Source organism: Aquabacterium sp. T101 (assembly GCF_057219775.1).
Genome location: NZ_JBXVVZ010000001.1, coordinates 550752 through 565424 on the forward strand (window position 1 = coordinate 550752; position 14673 = coordinate 565424).

Below are 14673 nucleotides of genomic sequence, written 5' to 3' on the forward strand. Positions count from 1 at the left end.
GTCAGGCCAGCGGCAACGCCTCGATCGTCGGCCGGCGCACCAGCTCGGCGAACTCCTCGGCCAGGCGCGCGCTCTCGGCCACCGCCCTGGCCCAGTCGCGGCGCCGGTCCGCCACCCGCTCGCCGTAGGCCTTGAAGTCGGCCCGGTCGGGCAGCTTGCCGTTGGGCAGGGTGTCGCGCACCCATTGCGGGTCGGGGGTCAGCAGCACCACGTTGGCCAGGCGCGCCGTGGCGCCATGCCGGTGGCGCAGCGCCTTGTCGAGCCAGCCCGGCACCACGGTGGCCTGGAAGTGCGGGTACAGCACCAGCCCCTCGGTCATCTGCGCGTAGTCCAGGTGCAGGTGGTAGTCGGTGATGCCGCCGTCCCAGTAGGCGCCGCGCGGCGCACCGGGGATGTCGTGCACGGCGTCGAGCCAGAACGGGATCGAGCAGCTCGCCAGCACCGCCGGGCCCAGGTTGCCCGGCGTCAGCGGCACCTGACGCGTGCGGTAGTCGTGCAGCGCGAAGGGCAGCGGCTCGCGCGGGTCGGAGAACATCACGCGCTCGAGCCAGCCGGCCATCGCGCGCCGGCTGACGAGGTTGGTCGCGAAGGCGCCCAGGTAGCCCAGCGGCGTGCGCAGCCGGCCTTCGCGCCGCATCAGGTGGCGGCCGCGGCTGGTCACCACGTGCAGTCGCCGCGTCGGATGCGCCAGCAGTTCCGCCGCGCGCCGGCCGAGCCGGTCGTCGAGCGTGGCGCCGAAGATGCGCGACACGTCGCTGGCGCGCGGGGCCTTGCCCGGCTCGTGCGGATACTCCTGCGCGATGTAGTCGTCGGCCAGCCGGGCCAGCGCCGCGTCGGGGTCGGGCAGGCAGGCGCAGGCCATGCGCCAGGCGCCGATGGACGCGCCGAGCAGGTGCACCGTCTGCGGCGCGGCGGCCAGCCAGGCGCCGAAGAGGAACCGGTCCAGCGCATTGAGCACGAGGCCCTTCGGGCCGCCGGCGGCCGCGGGCACGACGCGCACGTCGGTCGGGGCGAGGCCGCGCTCGCGCAGTTGCACCCGAGCCCGCGGGCCGGCATGGATCCTCAAGGCCTGCATGGCCCGCATTCTCGCCGCCGCGGCGCGCCGGCGCGGCGGCGGCTCAGGCCTCGGTCAGCCGTGCCTCGTGCTGCGCCTCGAGCAGTTCGGCCACGACGCGGCTGGCCGCCTCGAAGTCGAACTCCATCACCCGGTCCACGAGCCGAGCCCCGGGGCGCCCGAAAGCCTGCGTCAGGGCCGCACGATGCTCCAGCGCCAGGGCGTGGGCCGCCGAGTCGCCCCGCTCCAGCATCGCGCGCAACTGCAGCAGCAGGTCGGCCAGGTCGGGCCGGCTCACAGCAGGGCGCGCCGCCAACGGCTCGGGCCCAGTGTTCGGCGCGACACCCGCGATGTCCGCGCCGGGCAGCACCTCCAGCAGCCACTGGTACAGGTCGTCGGGCTGGAAGGGTTTGGCCACGAACCCGTCCATGCCGGCCTCGCGACAACGCAGCCGGTCGTCGTCGAACGCACTGGCAGTGATGGCGGCGATCGGCACCCGGCTGCCCGCGTCGCGCAGCACCCTCGCCGCCCCCAGGCCGTCCAGCACCGGCATGTTCAGGTCCATCAGCACCGCGTCGTAGCAGCCGCCCAGCACGGCCTCGACGGCGGCCTGGCCGGTGCTCACCACGCCGGCCTGAAGCCCGGCCCGCTGCAGCAGCGCGCAGGCCACTTCCTGGTTCACCGGGTCGTCGTCAGCCACCAGCACGCGGCGCCCTGCGGGCCCGGCGCGCAGGGCGGCCAGGGCATCGGTGCGCCGCGGCAGCGCCGGCTGCACCGCGGGGGCCGGGCGGAAGCTGGCGCTGAACCAGAAGCAGCTGCCGAGGCCGGGCTGGCTGCGCACGCCAACCTCGCCGCCCATCATCGCGGCCAGGCGGCGCGTGATGGCCAGGCCGAGGCCGGTACCGCCGAAGCGGCGCGCGGTCGAGTCGTCGCCCTGCGCGAACGGCTGGAACAGGCGCTCGATCTGGTCGGGCCGCAGGCCGATGCCGGTGTCTTCCACCTCGAACTGCAGCAGCACCGCCGACGCCTCGCTGGGCAGGGGGCGCACCCGCAGCACGACGCTGCCGCTGGGGGTGAACTTGACGGCGTTGGCAGCGAGGTTGAGCAGCGCCTGCCGCACGCGGGTCGGGTCGCCCACGAGGTGGTCGGGCACGCCGTCGGCCTGCACCGACAGGGACAGACCCCTCGACGCGGCCTGCGGCGCCACCAGGGTGCGCACCTGTTCGAGCAACTCGCCGAGCCGGAACGGCACCTGCTCCAGCGACAGGCGGCCAGCCTCGATCTTGGACAGGTCGAGGATGTCGTTGATGATGACCATCAGGTGGTTGGCGGCGCGCTCGACCTTGGCGATGCGCTCGGCCTGCTGGGCGTCGCCGGCATGCTCGGCCATCAGGTGCGACAGGCCGATGATCGCGTTCATCGGCGTGCGGATCTCGTGGCTCATGTTGGCCAGGAAGGCGCTCTTGGCCAGGCTGGCCGCCTCGGCGCGGCGGGTCGCCTCGGCCAGAGCCTCGGTGCGCTCGGCCACGCGCCGCTCCAGGTCCTGCCGCGACTGCTCGAGGGCGGCCTCGGCGACACGCCGGTCGCTGATGTCGAGGTGGATGCCGACTGCGCGCACCGGTTGGCCATGATCATCGCGCTCCACCACGCGGCCCGCGGCCAGGACCCAGACCCAATGGCCGTCGCGGTGGCGCAGGCGGTGCTGGCAGCGGTAGTCCGGGCTGCGGCCTTCCAGGTGCGGCCGCAGCACCTCGTCCACCGGCGCCAGGTCGTCGGGGTGCACCAGGGCATGCCACGTGTCGAAGTGCGGCTCGATGTCCTCGAGGCGGTAGCCGAGCATCTCGGCCCAGCGCTGGTTGATCTCCAGCCGGCCGCTGGGCACATGCCAGTCCCACAGGCCCAGGCCCGCGCCGTGCAGGGCCAGCGCCAGCTGCTGCTCGCTGCGCTGCAGCGCCGCAGCGCTCTCGCGCACCGGAGTCACGTCGCGGGCGATGACGTAGGTGCCGAAGGCTTCGCCCTGTTCGTCGCGCAGCGTGCCCCGCGCCACCCAGTAGATGCGCGGCCCGACGCGGGTGGTCCAGCGTTCGTCGGTGCCCGAGTTCACCGGCTCGGCGGCGCTGCCCGGGAGCAGCAGCATCTCGCGCGGCAGCAGGCCGGCCAGCGCCGTGCCGTGCAACGGCGGCTCGCGCAGACCGGCCAGCCGGGCCGCCTCGTCGCTGCACAGCAGGCAACCGCCCTTCAGGTCCTGGGCCACCATCACGACGCCCGAGCTGTCCATCACGGTGTGCAGCAGGGCCAGGGTGCGCTTGAGGTCCTCATGGTGACGCTGGGCTGCCTCGGCATGCGCCAGGGCCTCGTCACGACGGCGCAGGCGCAGCGCCACCCCGGTGGCCGTCAGGGCCAGCAGGCCGCTCAGACCGATCCACATGGCGCCCGCCAGCTCGGACCGAAGGTAGGCCGCGTCGTCGGACAGCATCATCACGCGCCAGCCCGCCGCCGGCACGTCGTGCAGGGCAGCGTTGTAGCCCGCGCCCCATTCGTCGACGGCCTCGACCAGGTGCGCCGTGCCGATGCCGGCGGGCAGCCGCCGGGCCAGCGCGGGGCGTGACACCAACACCACGCCGGTCTCGGCCGCATGCGCCTGGGTGTCCTGAGGGACCGCCGCCAGGGCGTCCCAGCCGCCCCCGCTGCGCGGCAGCAGCAGCACGAAGTCCCCGGCGACATGCGCCGCCTTCAGGCGAGACACCACGCGCCCGACGGCCCGGTTGCCGTCCCACCGCACGCGCAGCACCCAGTGCGGCCCGCCCGTGTCGCGGCCCAGCGGCGTGGACAGGGCCAGCGTGAGCCCGCGATCGTCGCTCACCGGCGCTTCGAACACGATGTCGTTGCGCTCGATGCGGGCCTGCACGGCGCCGTCGAGCCGCGGCGGCACCGCGTTGGGTGCCGAACTCCAGTACAGGGCACCGCGTTCGTTGTACACGCTCACGTCCTGCCATTGCTTGATCTCGCCCAGCTCGGTCAGCCGCTGCGGCACGGTCGGATCGGACGGGTTCCCGCGCCAACGGCCCACGAGGTCGGCCCACATCTGGCTGGCGCGGTAGGCCCGCGCGTCCATCAGCTGCTCGCCCACCCAGTCGTCGAGCGCGTGCGCCGCGCTGTCGGCGACGCCATGCAGGTCCTCGAGGCGGTGCCGCTGGTGGTTCTGCCACGTGGCCCAGAAGGCGGCCACGGTCAGCAGAACGATCGCCCCCCCCGCGATCAGCGCGCGGCGGGTCGACCCGTGCGGCAGCGTCGGGCTCACGCGGCGGCGGCGTCCGCGTAGCGGTGGGCGATGGCCACCAGCCGGTCGAGGGCAAGTCGGAAGGCCGCGATCACCGCCGGGTCGTAGCGCCGCCCTGCCTCCGCTTCGACGATGCGCACCGCCTCGTCCACCGGCATCGCGCGCTTGTAGCAACGGGCCGAGGTCAGCGCATCGAACACGTCGGCCACGGCCATGATGCGCGCCGCCAGCGGAATGGCCTCGCCCGCCAGACCCTGCGGGTATCCCTTGCCGTCCCAGCGCTCGTGGTGCGACAGCGCGATCTGCTTGGCCACCGCGAAGAAGTCGACCACCTCGCCGAGGCTGCGCTCGGCCGCCTCGATCGCCTGGGCGCCGATCGTGGTGTGGGTGCGCATCACCACCCACTCTTCGGCCGTCAGCGGCCCGGGCTTGAGCAGGATGGCGTCCGGGATGCCGACCTTGCCGATGTCGTGCAAGGGCGCCGACTCGGCCATCCAGTCCACCATGCGGTCGTCGAGCACCGCGGCATGGGCCGGGTCGGCCCGCAGCGCCAGCGCCAGCTCGCGCACATAGCACTGGGTGCGCAGGATGTGGTTGCCGGTCTCGGGATCGCGCAGCTCGGCCAGGTGGGCCAGGGCCCGCATGCCCACGCGCCGCGCCGCCTGCAGCTCGGCCTTGCTCTCGCCCAGCTCGCCGGTCAGCCGCCGGTTGGCCTCGGCCATCGAGCGCCGCGTGTGGCGGGCCAGGATCTGGGTGCGCACCCGCGCCAGCATCACCAGCGGCCGGATCGGCTTGCGCAGGTAGTCCGCCGCGCCGATCGCCAGGCCATGCTCCTCGTCGATCTCCTCGCCACGGGCGGTGAGAAAGATCACCGGGATGTCGGCGGTGACCGGGTCGGCCTGCAGCTCGCGCAGCACCTCATAGCCGTCCATGCCCGGCATCATGATGTCGAGCAGGATCAGGTCGGGTGGGGGCCGCTGGCGCGCATACCGCAGCGCGGCGGCACCGGAATTCGCGGCGCGCACCACGTAGCCGTCCTCGCGCAGCAGGTCGCAGGCCACCAGCAGGTTGTCGGGTACGTCGTCGACCACCAGCACGGTGGCGCGTTCGACAGGAAAGGGTGAAAGCATGGGCTGGCACCTCGGATGGATGCGCCATCTTCGGCCCGGCCGGGCCCCGATGCAGACCGCCTGGAACGGTCGACAGGGCTCCCCACGCGCCGTGTCGAGAACTCCCTACAGGTCCCGTGCTCAGGCGGGGCCGACCTGGGCCGATAGTGCGGACATCGACCCACTGCGAAGCAGACCCATGCGCAACAACGGCCCCGTCACCCAACGCGAGTACCTGATCCCGGACGACCTTCCCCTGGTGTCCACGACGGATCTGAAGAGCCGCATCACCTACTGCAACCCTGCCTTCGTCGCCGCCAGCGGATTCACCCGCGACGAGCTGATCGGGCAGCCCCACAACCTGATCCGCCATCCGGACATGCCGGCCGAGGCGTTCCGCGACATGTGGGCCACGCTGGAGTCCGGCCGCCCCTGGACCGCCCTGGTCAAGAACCGGCGCAAGGACGGCGACCACTACTGGGTTCGGGCCAACGTGACCCCCGTGCTCGACGGGGGGGCGATCAGCGGCTACATGTCGGTGCGCACCAAGCCCTCGCGCGACGAGGTGGCCATGGCGGAATCGCTGTACGCGTCGATGCGCGACGAGGCCGCCGCCGGCGCGCTGCGCACCACGCTGCGCGCCGGCCGACTGATGCCCACCGGCTGGCGCGGCGTGCTGCGGCGGACGGCCGACCGCGCGCCGGCACTGACGCGAGACGCGGTCATCGTCGCCGCCGTGGGGCTGGCCGTCGGCGTGGGCGCCGCCTGGCCGGCGGGTGGCCTTGCCGCCCTGGTCGGCGTCGGCCTGCTGATCGGCCTGCCGCTGGCCTGGTGGACCGCACATCGGGCCAACGCGCCGCTGCGCCGCGTGGCTGCGATGGCCGAGCGCATGGCCGCGGGCGACCTGACGGGCCAGCTCGACGCGGCCCACGACGACGAGTTCGGCCGCGCGGCGCGCGCCCTGAACCAACTCAACGTCAACCTGCGCGCCGTCGTCGGCGACGTGCGGCGCGAGGTCGAGGGCGTGCACCTGGCCTGCGAAGAGATCTCGGCCGCCGGCCGCGACCTCGGCCAGCGCACCGAGGCGCAGTCCAGCAACCTGCAGCAGGCGGCCGCGGCGCTGGAGCAGATCGCCGCCAACGTGCGCCACACCGCCGACGGCGCCCGTGACGCCAGCCGGCTGGGCGAGTCCACCACGGCCGCGGCGCGCCGCACCGGGCAGACCAGCCAGGCCGCCGGCGAGCACATGGACGGCGTGCGCAAGGCGTCCGACCGCATCTCGGAGATCGTCACCGTCATGGAAGGCATCTCGTTCCGCACCAACCTGCTGGCGCTGAACGCCGCGGTGGAGGCGGCCCGCGCGGGCGAGTCCGGCCGCGGTTTCGCGGTCGTGGCCGGCGAGGTGCGCGCACTGGCGCAGCAGGCCAGCACGTCCGCGCGCGAGATCAAGACGCTGGTGGAGGACACCCGCGAGCGCGTCGACCAGGGCGTGCGCATCGTCGACGACACCGGCCGCTCGGCCAACGAGGCCGAACATGCCGTGGCCGAGATGAACGCGCTGATCGCCCGCATCGGCACGGCGGTGGTGCAGCAGAGCGCCGGCGTGAGCGACATCAACTCCAGCGTCGCCGGGATCGATTCGCTGACGCAGCACAACGCCGCGCTGGTCGAGGAGCTGTCGGCGTCCGCCGCGTCGCTGGCGGCGCAGGCCGAGACCGTGGTGCAGGCGGTGCGCATCTTCCGCGTCGGAAGCGAGGCTACAGTGCGCTCATGAGTCTGGGTTCTCGCTGGCCGGTGACCGCGCGCTATGCGCTGCTGCCGGCCGCGTCGGTGCTGCTGGTCACGCTGATCCTGCTCGGCCTGGCCCGCTGGCTGGCGGTGGACGAGGACGCCCGGCGCACCCTGTTGCGCCTGGAGTACCGTGCCACGGTGCTGGCCCACGCGATCGACGACCAGCTGCGCGCCAGCGTGCGCGACATCCGCATGCTGGCGCGGTCGCCGCTGATGAGCGGCGCGGTCTCTGCGCCGAAGGTCCGCGCCGAGCTGGAGCGCCTGCAGGCCCAGGCCCCGCAGTACATCTGGATCGGCCTGATCGGCATGGACGGCACCGTGCTGGCCGCCACCCGCGGCTGGCTCGAGGGCCAGTCCCTGGCGGCCCGGCCGGTGTACCTGCAGTCGCGCTCGGGCACCTGGCTCGGCGACGTGCACCCGGCCGTCGCCCTGGCGCGCCTGATGCAGGCCAGCGGCCGGGGCATGGAGGAGCTGATCGACATCGGCGAGCCGGTCCGCGACGCCGAGGGCAAGGTGGTGGGCGTGCTGGCGGCCCACCTTGGCGTGGGCTGGATCGACCAGCTTCGCGCCCGCTCGGGCGGCGACGCGGCGGGCCGCGCGGTGCCTTCGATCGGCGTGTACCTCGTCTCCGGCGCGGGTTCGCGCAACGTGCTGCCGGGCGAGCAGGTGCCGGACGGGTTGCCGGCCGCGCTCGACCGGCCGCGCGACGTGAAGTCGCTCGACGGGCGCCGCTACTTTGCCGCGGCCCACCCGCTCGCGATCGGCAACGAGGTCTCTCCCCTGCCCTGGCGTGTCATCGTGCTGCAGGAGCGTTCCTCGGCGCTGGCCTCGTCCACCACCCTGCTGGCGTCGATGGCGCTGATCGGCGGGCTGGCCGCCGTGGCCGTGGCGCTGGTCGGCGCGCTGTGGGCGCGGCGGGTGCTCAAGCCCTGGAGCCCGGTGTTCGACGCGGTGATCCAGCGCGCCCAGGGCGAAAACGGCGATCTGACCAGCCGCGAAGGCATCGAGCTGCTGCTGCGCGAACTCGGCACAGACCCGTCGAGCCACAGCGACACCGAGAAACTGGTGGCCCGCCTTGCGCAGGACGCCCGCGCGCTGCGGCGCGTGGTGGACCACCTGCCGCAGGGCGTGGCCATGATCGACCGCCACTGGCGCGTCGACTACCTGAACCCGGCCTACACCCGCCTGCTCGGCTGGACCACGGAACAGGTGCAGGGCCGCGTCACGGGCGAGTTCCTGCTCGACGCCGTCGAACGCGCGGAACACGTGCGGATGATCGAGCACCTGAGCCTGGCCCCCGGCGAGGTCTCGGCCCGCTTCGATGCCCGCACCCCGTCCGGCCAGCGGGTGGCGGTGCAGTGGAACCTGGTGCCGCTGCTGGACGCCGAGGGCCGCCTCGACGGCGCCATCGTGGTGATCCAGGACCGGCGGGCAGAACAGCTGGCGCTGGCGCGGGCCGACGCGCTGGCGGGTCGCCTGCGCGCCCTGGCCGACGCGGCCGTCGACACGCTGCTGGCCACGCTCGACGGCGACGGCTGCGTGCTCGAGTGGAGCCGTGGCGCCGAGCGCCTCGCCGGCCGTGCGGCGGCCGAGGCGATGCGGCGTCCCATCGGCGAACTGCTCCATGCCGGCACCGCCTGGCAGTCGTGGCTCCTGGACGCGCGCCGCCACGGCAGTTGCCCGATCGATGCCGAGCTGATGACCGGCGACGGCCGCCTGCGCGGGTTCGAGGGCAGCCTGTACGCGCTCGGGCTGGCGTCGGGCTCGGCGCGCATGGGGCTGATCCTGCGCGACGTGACGGCACGCCGCGAGGCCGAGGCCGAGCTGCAGCGAAGCCGGGCCCGGCTGGAGAACGTGCTGAACACCATGGTCGAGGGCCTGATGATCTCGGACGCCACCGGGACCTACACACTGTTCAACGCCGCCGCGGCACGCATCTGCGGTGTCGACGGGCCCTCGATGATCGGCAAGCACCCGCGGCAGGCGCCCTGGCGCCGGCGCTGGCTCGACACCGGGCTCGAGGTCGTGCATCCGCACGATCGACTCATGGCGGGCGGCGAGGATCTGCGCAACGTCGAGTGGAGCATCGAGCGCCCCGATGGCACCCTCCGCGCGATCTCGCTCAATACGAAGATGCTGCGCGACGCCGAGGGCCGGGTCGACGGCGTGGTGGCGACCTTCGTCGACATCACCGAGCGCCACATGGCCCAGCTCGCGCTGCGTGACAGCCAGGCCCGGCTGGCGGCGGTGGTGGACAGCGCCAGCGATGCCATCGTCAGCACCGACATCGACGGCCGCATCACGCTGTTCAACCCGGCGGCCCAGCGCATCTTCGGCGTCGATGCGGCGTCGATGGCCGGCGCCGGGCTCGAGCGGCTGCTGCCCCTGGCGACCCGGCAGCACCACCTGACGCACATCCAGGGCTTTGCGCACTCGGGCCAGACGCGCCGCGCCATGGGCGCGGGTCGCGTGCAGGGCGTGCATGCCGACGGCCGTGTGCTGGAGCTGGAGGCGTCCATCTCGCAGGCGGAAGTGAACGGCCGCACGGTGCTGACAGCGATCCTGCGCGACGTGACCGAACGCGTGGCGCAGGAGCGCGCCCTGGAAACCACGCGCGCCGAGCTGATGCAGCTGACGCGCCGGCTGCTCGAGCAGGAGAAGCAGACCACCCGCCGCCTTGCGCAGGCCCTGCACGACGAACTGGGTCAGACGCTTACCGCCCTGCGCCTGCACTGGGAAGCGCTGAGGGACGCGGCGCCGGACACCGGCGGCACCATCGCCCAGCGGGTGAATCAGCTGGTCGAGACGGCGCACCGCCAGATCCGCAGCGTGCTGGGCGACCTGCGTCCGCCGCTGCTCGACGACTTCGGCCTCGTGTCGGCGCTGGACAACGAGATGCAGCAGCATCGGCCGGTCAACGGCGTGCCGTCCCTGCGGCTGGACGTGGCCGCGCGCCTGCAGTCCCAGCGCTGGCCGCCGGACGTGGAGTACGCCGGCTTCATGGTCGCCCGCGAGGCGCTGCTCAACGCGCTGCACCACGCCCGGGCGAAGTTCGTCACGGTCGCGATCGAGGGCGACGACGGCGAACTGCAGCTGCGGGTGCACGACGACGGCCTGGGCATGCCGCCGCCGGTGGCCGCCGGGCGGCCCGGCCACCTCGGACTCGTGGGCATGCGCGAGCGCGCCCTGGCCATCGGCGCCGAACTGCGGATCGACTCCGCCCCCGAACGTGGGACGATCGTCACCCTCACATGGACCCTGAGCGATGACCCGGCTGTACCTGATCGATGACCACGGCGTGGTGCGCGACGGACTGCGCATCGTGCTCGAGAACGCCGGCCACGAGGTCGTGGGCGAGGCGGCCGGGCCCACGCCGGCGCTGGCGGACCTGGCCCGGCTGCGCCCCGACATCGTGCTGCTGGACCTGCGGCTGGGCCTGCGCTCGGGCTTCGAGCTGCTGGCCGAGTTGCAGCGGCGCGAGCTGGGGCCCCGGGTGATCGTGCTGACGATGTCCGACCAGCCGCGCCATGTGTCGGAGGCGATGCGCTACGGCGCCTGGGGCTACCTGCTCAAGGGCTCGTCGAGCGCCGAGCTGCTGAAGGCGGTGGACGCGGTGGCGCAGGGCCGGCGCTACCTGTGCCCTCAGGCAGCGGCGGTGGCCGCGAGCGCGCTGACCGGCGAGGCCAGCGCACCCGCGGGCGCCGACCTGCTGTCGCCGCGGGAGCGGCAGATCCTGCTGATGGTGGCGCGGGGCGCATCCAGCGCCGCCATCGGCGAGTCGCTGCACCTGTCGCCCAAGACCGTGGACACCTACCGCAGCCGCCTGATGGCCAAGCTCGGCCTGGCCGACGTGCCGGCCATCGTGCGCTGGACCATCCGCGAAGGCCTGCTCGACGTCGACGACGAGCGCTGACTCAGCCCCGGAGCTTGGCGAAGGCGGCCGCCATGGCGCCCTGCGGTGCGGCCGCATCGCCGGCACCCCGGCGCGGCGCGCGCTCGTCGCGCGCGGCCGGCCGGTAGCCGCCCGCCGCGCCGCCCGGCCCCGGCTTCGCGTCGGAGCGCATCGACAGGCCGATGCGCCCGCGCGCCAGATCCACCTCCATCACGCGCACCTTGACGATGTCGCCGGTCTTGACCACCTCGCGCGCGTCGCGCACGAAGCGGTCGGCGAGCTGGCTCACGTGCACAAGCCCGTCCTGGTGCACACCGAGATCGACGAAGGCGCCGAACTGCGCCACGTTGGTCACCGTGCCTTCGAGCTGCATGCCGGGCTTCAGGTCCTTCAGGTCCTGCACGCCGTCGTTGAAGCGGGCCACCTTGAAGTCGGGCCGCGGGTCGCGGCCGGGCTTGTCCAGCTCGGCCAGGATGTCGCGCACGGTGATGGCGCCGAAGCGCTCGTCGGCGAAGGCCTCCGGGCGCAGGCCGCGCAGCACATCGCTGCGGCCCATCAGCGTGTCGACCGTGCGGCCGGTGGCTGCCAGCATCTTCTGCACCACGGGATAGGTCTCCGGATGCACGCCCGACGCGTCGAGCGGGTCGTCGCCGTCGCGGATGCGCAGGAAGCCCGCCGCCTGCTCGAAGGTGCGCGGGCCCAGGCCCGGCACGTCCAGCAGCTGGGCGCGGCGCCGGAACGCGCCATGGGCGTCGCGCCAGCGCACGATGGCACCGGCCACCCCGGCCGACAGGCCCGACACGCGCGCGAGCAGCGGCACCGATGCGGTGTTCAGGTCCACGCCGACGGCGTTGACGCAGTCCTCCACCACCGCGTCGAGCGAGCGCGCGAGGCCATGCGGGTCCACGTCGTGCTGGTACTGGCCCACGCCGATGCTCTTGGGGTCGATCTTCACCAGCTCGGCCAGCGGGTCCTGCACGCGGCGCGCGATGCTGACCGCGCCGCGCAGGCTCACGTCCAGCCCCGGCAGCTCCTGGCTCGCGTACTCGCTGGCCGAGTACACCGAGGCGCCGGCCTCACTGACGACCACCTTGTCGAGCCGGTGTTCCGGCACGGCCGCCTGCACACGGCGCACCAGCTCCTGCGCCAGCTGGTCGGTCTCGCGGCTGGCCGTGCCGTTGCCGATGGCGATCAGCGACACGCCATGCGTGCCGACCAGCCGCGCCAGCGCATGCAGCGCGCCGTCCCAGTCGCGCCGAGGCTCGTGCGGGTAGACGGTGGCGGTGTCGAGCACGCGGCCGGTGTCGCTGACCACGGCGACCTTGACGCCGGTGCGGATGCCCGGGTCCAGGCCCATCGTCACGCGCTTGCCCGCCGGCGCGGCCAGCAGCAGGTCGCGCAGGTTGTCGGCGAACACCTTGATGGCCGTGGCCTCGGCCGCCTCGCGCAGGCGCGAGAACAGGTCGCGTTCCAGGCTCAGCGACAGCTTGACCTTCCAGGTCCAGGCGACGCAGCGGCGGATCAGGTCGTCGCCGGGCCGGCCGGCGTGGCGCCATCCCAGGTGCAGCGCGATGCGGCCCTCGGCCGGCGAGGGCTGGCCGGGTTCCGGCGGCGCGCCGGGCGGCAGCAGACGCGCGTCGAGCACTTCCAGCGTGCGGCCGCGGAACACCGCCAGTGCGCGGTGCGACGGCACGCGCGCGATCGGCTCGGCGTAGTCGAAGTAGTCGCGGAACTTGGCCACCTCGGGCGACTGCTCGTCCTTGCCCGATGCGAGGGTCGACGCGAACCGGCCCTCGGCCCAGAGCCACTCGCGCAGCGCGCCGACCAGGGCGGCGTCCTCGGCCCAGCGCTCGGCCAGCAGGTCGCGCACGCCGTCGAGCACGGCCGGCACGTCGGCGAAGCCGCCCTCGGCGTTGACGAAGCCCGCGGCCTGCGCTGCGGGGTCGAGCGACGGATCGGCGAACAGGCGGTCGGCCAGCGGTTCGAGCCCGGCCTCGCGCGCGATCATGCCCTTGGTGCGGCGGCGCGGCTTGAACGGTGCGTAGAGGTCTTCCAGCTCCTGCTTGGTGGCCGCGGCATCGAAGGCGGCGGCCAGTTCGGGCGTGAGCCTGCCCTGCTCTTCCACGCTGCGCAGCACCGCGGCGCGGCGTTCTTCCAGCTCGCGCAGGTAGGCCAGGCGCGCCTCCAGCTCGCGCAGCTGGATGTCGTCGAGGCCGTCGGTGGCCTCCTTGCGGTAGCGGGCGATGAACGGCACCGTGGCGCCGCCGTCGAGCAGGGCCACAGCGGCCTGCACCTGGGACGGTCGGACCTTCAGCTCGTCGGCGAGCTGGTGGCTGATCTTGCGCTGGAGGTGGTCGGTGGGCGGTGTGTCCTGGGTCACGGGAACGAGGGGACCGGAAAAATCGAAGGGCGCGAGTGTGGCACAGGCCCCCGGCTCAGCGTCCGGCCAGCGGATACATCGGGTCGTTGTAGCCCGGCGTGGAGGGGTGGCCCGGCGCGACCAGCGCGTCCACCACCGCTTCGTCGTCGGCACCGATGGCGACGTCGAGCGCGCCCAGGTAGTCCACCCATTGCTCGAAGGTGCGCGGCCCCGCGATCACCGCGCTGACGGCGCAGTGGGCCAGCACCCATGCGGTGGCGAAGTGCGACAGCGCCACGCCCCGGGCGTCGCAGTGGGCCTTGAGCTGCTGCGCGATGGCCAGCGACTCCTCGCGGAACTCGGTCTGCAGCATGCGCTTGTCGCCGCGCCCGGCGCGCGTGCCCTCGGCCGGCTTCGCCCCCGGCGCGTACTTGCCCGACAGCACGCCGCGCGCGATCGGGCTGTAGGGCACCACGCCGATGCCGTGGTGGCGGCACGCGTCCAGCACCTCCACCTCGGGCTGGCGGTTGAGCAGGTTGTAGTAGGGCTGGCACACCACCGGCCCGGGCATGCCGAGCTGGCGCGCCAGGTGGACCATCTCGGCGATGCGCCAGCCGCGGAAGTTGCTCACGCCCCAGTAGCGGATCTTGCCGGCGCGCAGCAGCGCGTCGACGGCCCGCAGCGGCTCCTCCAGGTCCATGCCGTTGAAGTCGCGGTGCAGGTAGTAGACGTCGACATGGTCCATGCCCAGCCGCTGCAGGCTCGCGTCGCACTCGGCCAGCACCCAGGCGCGCGAGTAGCGCGAGCGGTTGGGCGCCTCGCCCATCGGGTTGCCGACCTTGGTGGCCACGACCCAATGCTCGCGCTGGCCGGCGAGCAGTTCGCCCACCATGCGCTCGGACGCGCCCAGCGTGTACACGTCGGCGGTGTCGATGAAGTTCACGCCATGCTCGCGCGCGTGCGCGGTGATGCGGCGCGCTTCGTCGATGGGGGTCTGGTCGCCGAACATCATCGTGCCGAGGCACAACTCGGACACCTGGAGCGGGCTCTTGCCGAGGTTGCGATAGCGCATGGGGACTCGCGGTCGGGAAGGAGGGCCACCGTTATAGCAGCGCCGGCCCCATGAAAAATGGGCCCCGAGGGGCCCATCGTGTCGTGCAGGCAGGCCGCAGCGGCCTGCGCAGCGTG

8 protein-coding genes are annotated in these 14673 nt (G+C 73.5%); 3 read left to right on the forward strand and 5 right to left on the reverse strand.

Annotated features, from left to right (window positions below; all coding sequences use genetic code 11):
- Window position 1: 1 nt before the first annotated feature.
- Genes AC2EAQ_RS02590 through AC2EAQ_RS02600 form a run of 3 tightly spaced genes read right to left on the reverse strand, consistent with a single transcriptional unit; the run spans window position 2 to window position 5464 of the window.
- A complete protein-coding gene (locus AC2EAQ_RS02590; RefSeq protein WP_484640150.1) occupies window positions 2-1075 on the reverse strand; it encodes a patatin-like phospholipase family protein in 1074 nt (357 codons plus the stop codon).
- Between the two features lie 43 nt (window positions 1076-1118).
- Window positions 1119-4355 (reverse strand): PAS domain-containing hybrid sensor histidine kinase/response regulator, encoded by a 3237-nt coding sequence (locus AC2EAQ_RS02595; protein ID WP_484640151.1) that lies wholly within the window; start codon window positions 4353-4355, stop codon window positions 1119-1121.
- Window positions 4352-5464, reverse strand: a complete 1113-nt coding sequence (locus tag AC2EAQ_RS02600) for an HD-GYP domain-containing protein (RefSeq protein WP_484640154.1) — start codon at window positions 5462-5464, stop codon at window positions 4352-4354. The genes AC2EAQ_RS02595 and AC2EAQ_RS02600 overlap by 4 nt, the downstream gene beginning before the upstream one ends.
- Window positions 5465-5642: 178 nt before the next feature.
- On the opposite strand from AC2EAQ_RS02600, the gene AC2EAQ_RS02605 reads away from it, so the two are divergent.
- The 3 genes from AC2EAQ_RS02605 to AC2EAQ_RS02615 are packed head-to-tail and all read left to right on the forward strand — an operon-like array spanning window position 5643 to window position 11147.
- The gene (locus AC2EAQ_RS02605) at window positions 5643-7217 is read left to right on the forward strand and encodes a methyl-accepting chemotaxis protein (protein ID WP_484640155.1); all 1575 of its coding nucleotides are present in this window, start codon (window positions 5643-5645) and stop codon (window positions 7215-7217) included.
- On the forward strand, window positions 7214-10525 hold the full coding sequence (locus AC2EAQ_RS02610) for a sensor histidine kinase (RefSeq protein ID WP_484640156.1): 3312 nt from the start codon (window positions 7214-7216) through the stop codon (window positions 10523-10525). Before AC2EAQ_RS02605 ends, AC2EAQ_RS02610 begins: the two co-directional genes overlap by 4 nt.
- The gene (locus tag AC2EAQ_RS02615) at window positions 10500-11147 is read left to right on the forward strand and encodes a response regulator (protein WP_484640157.1); all 648 of its coding nucleotides are present in this window, start codon (window positions 10500-10502) and stop codon (window positions 11145-11147) included. Before AC2EAQ_RS02610 ends, AC2EAQ_RS02615 begins: the two co-directional genes overlap by 26 nt.
- Window position 11148: 1 nt before the next feature.
- Here AC2EAQ_RS02615 and AC2EAQ_RS02620 read toward each other — a convergent pair whose 3' ends face one another.
- Entirely contained in the window at window positions 11149-13506 is a 2358-nt protein-coding gene (locus tag AC2EAQ_RS02620) for a Tex family protein (RefSeq protein WP_484640159.1), read from the reverse strand.
- A 55-nt stretch (window positions 13507-13561) separates the two neighbouring features.
- Window positions 13562-14557, reverse strand: coding sequence for an aldo/keto reductase (locus AC2EAQ_RS02625; protein WP_484640161.1), 996 nt, complete (start codon window positions 14555-14557; stop codon window positions 13562-13564).
- Between the last annotated feature and the right edge of the window lie 116 nt (window positions 14558-14673).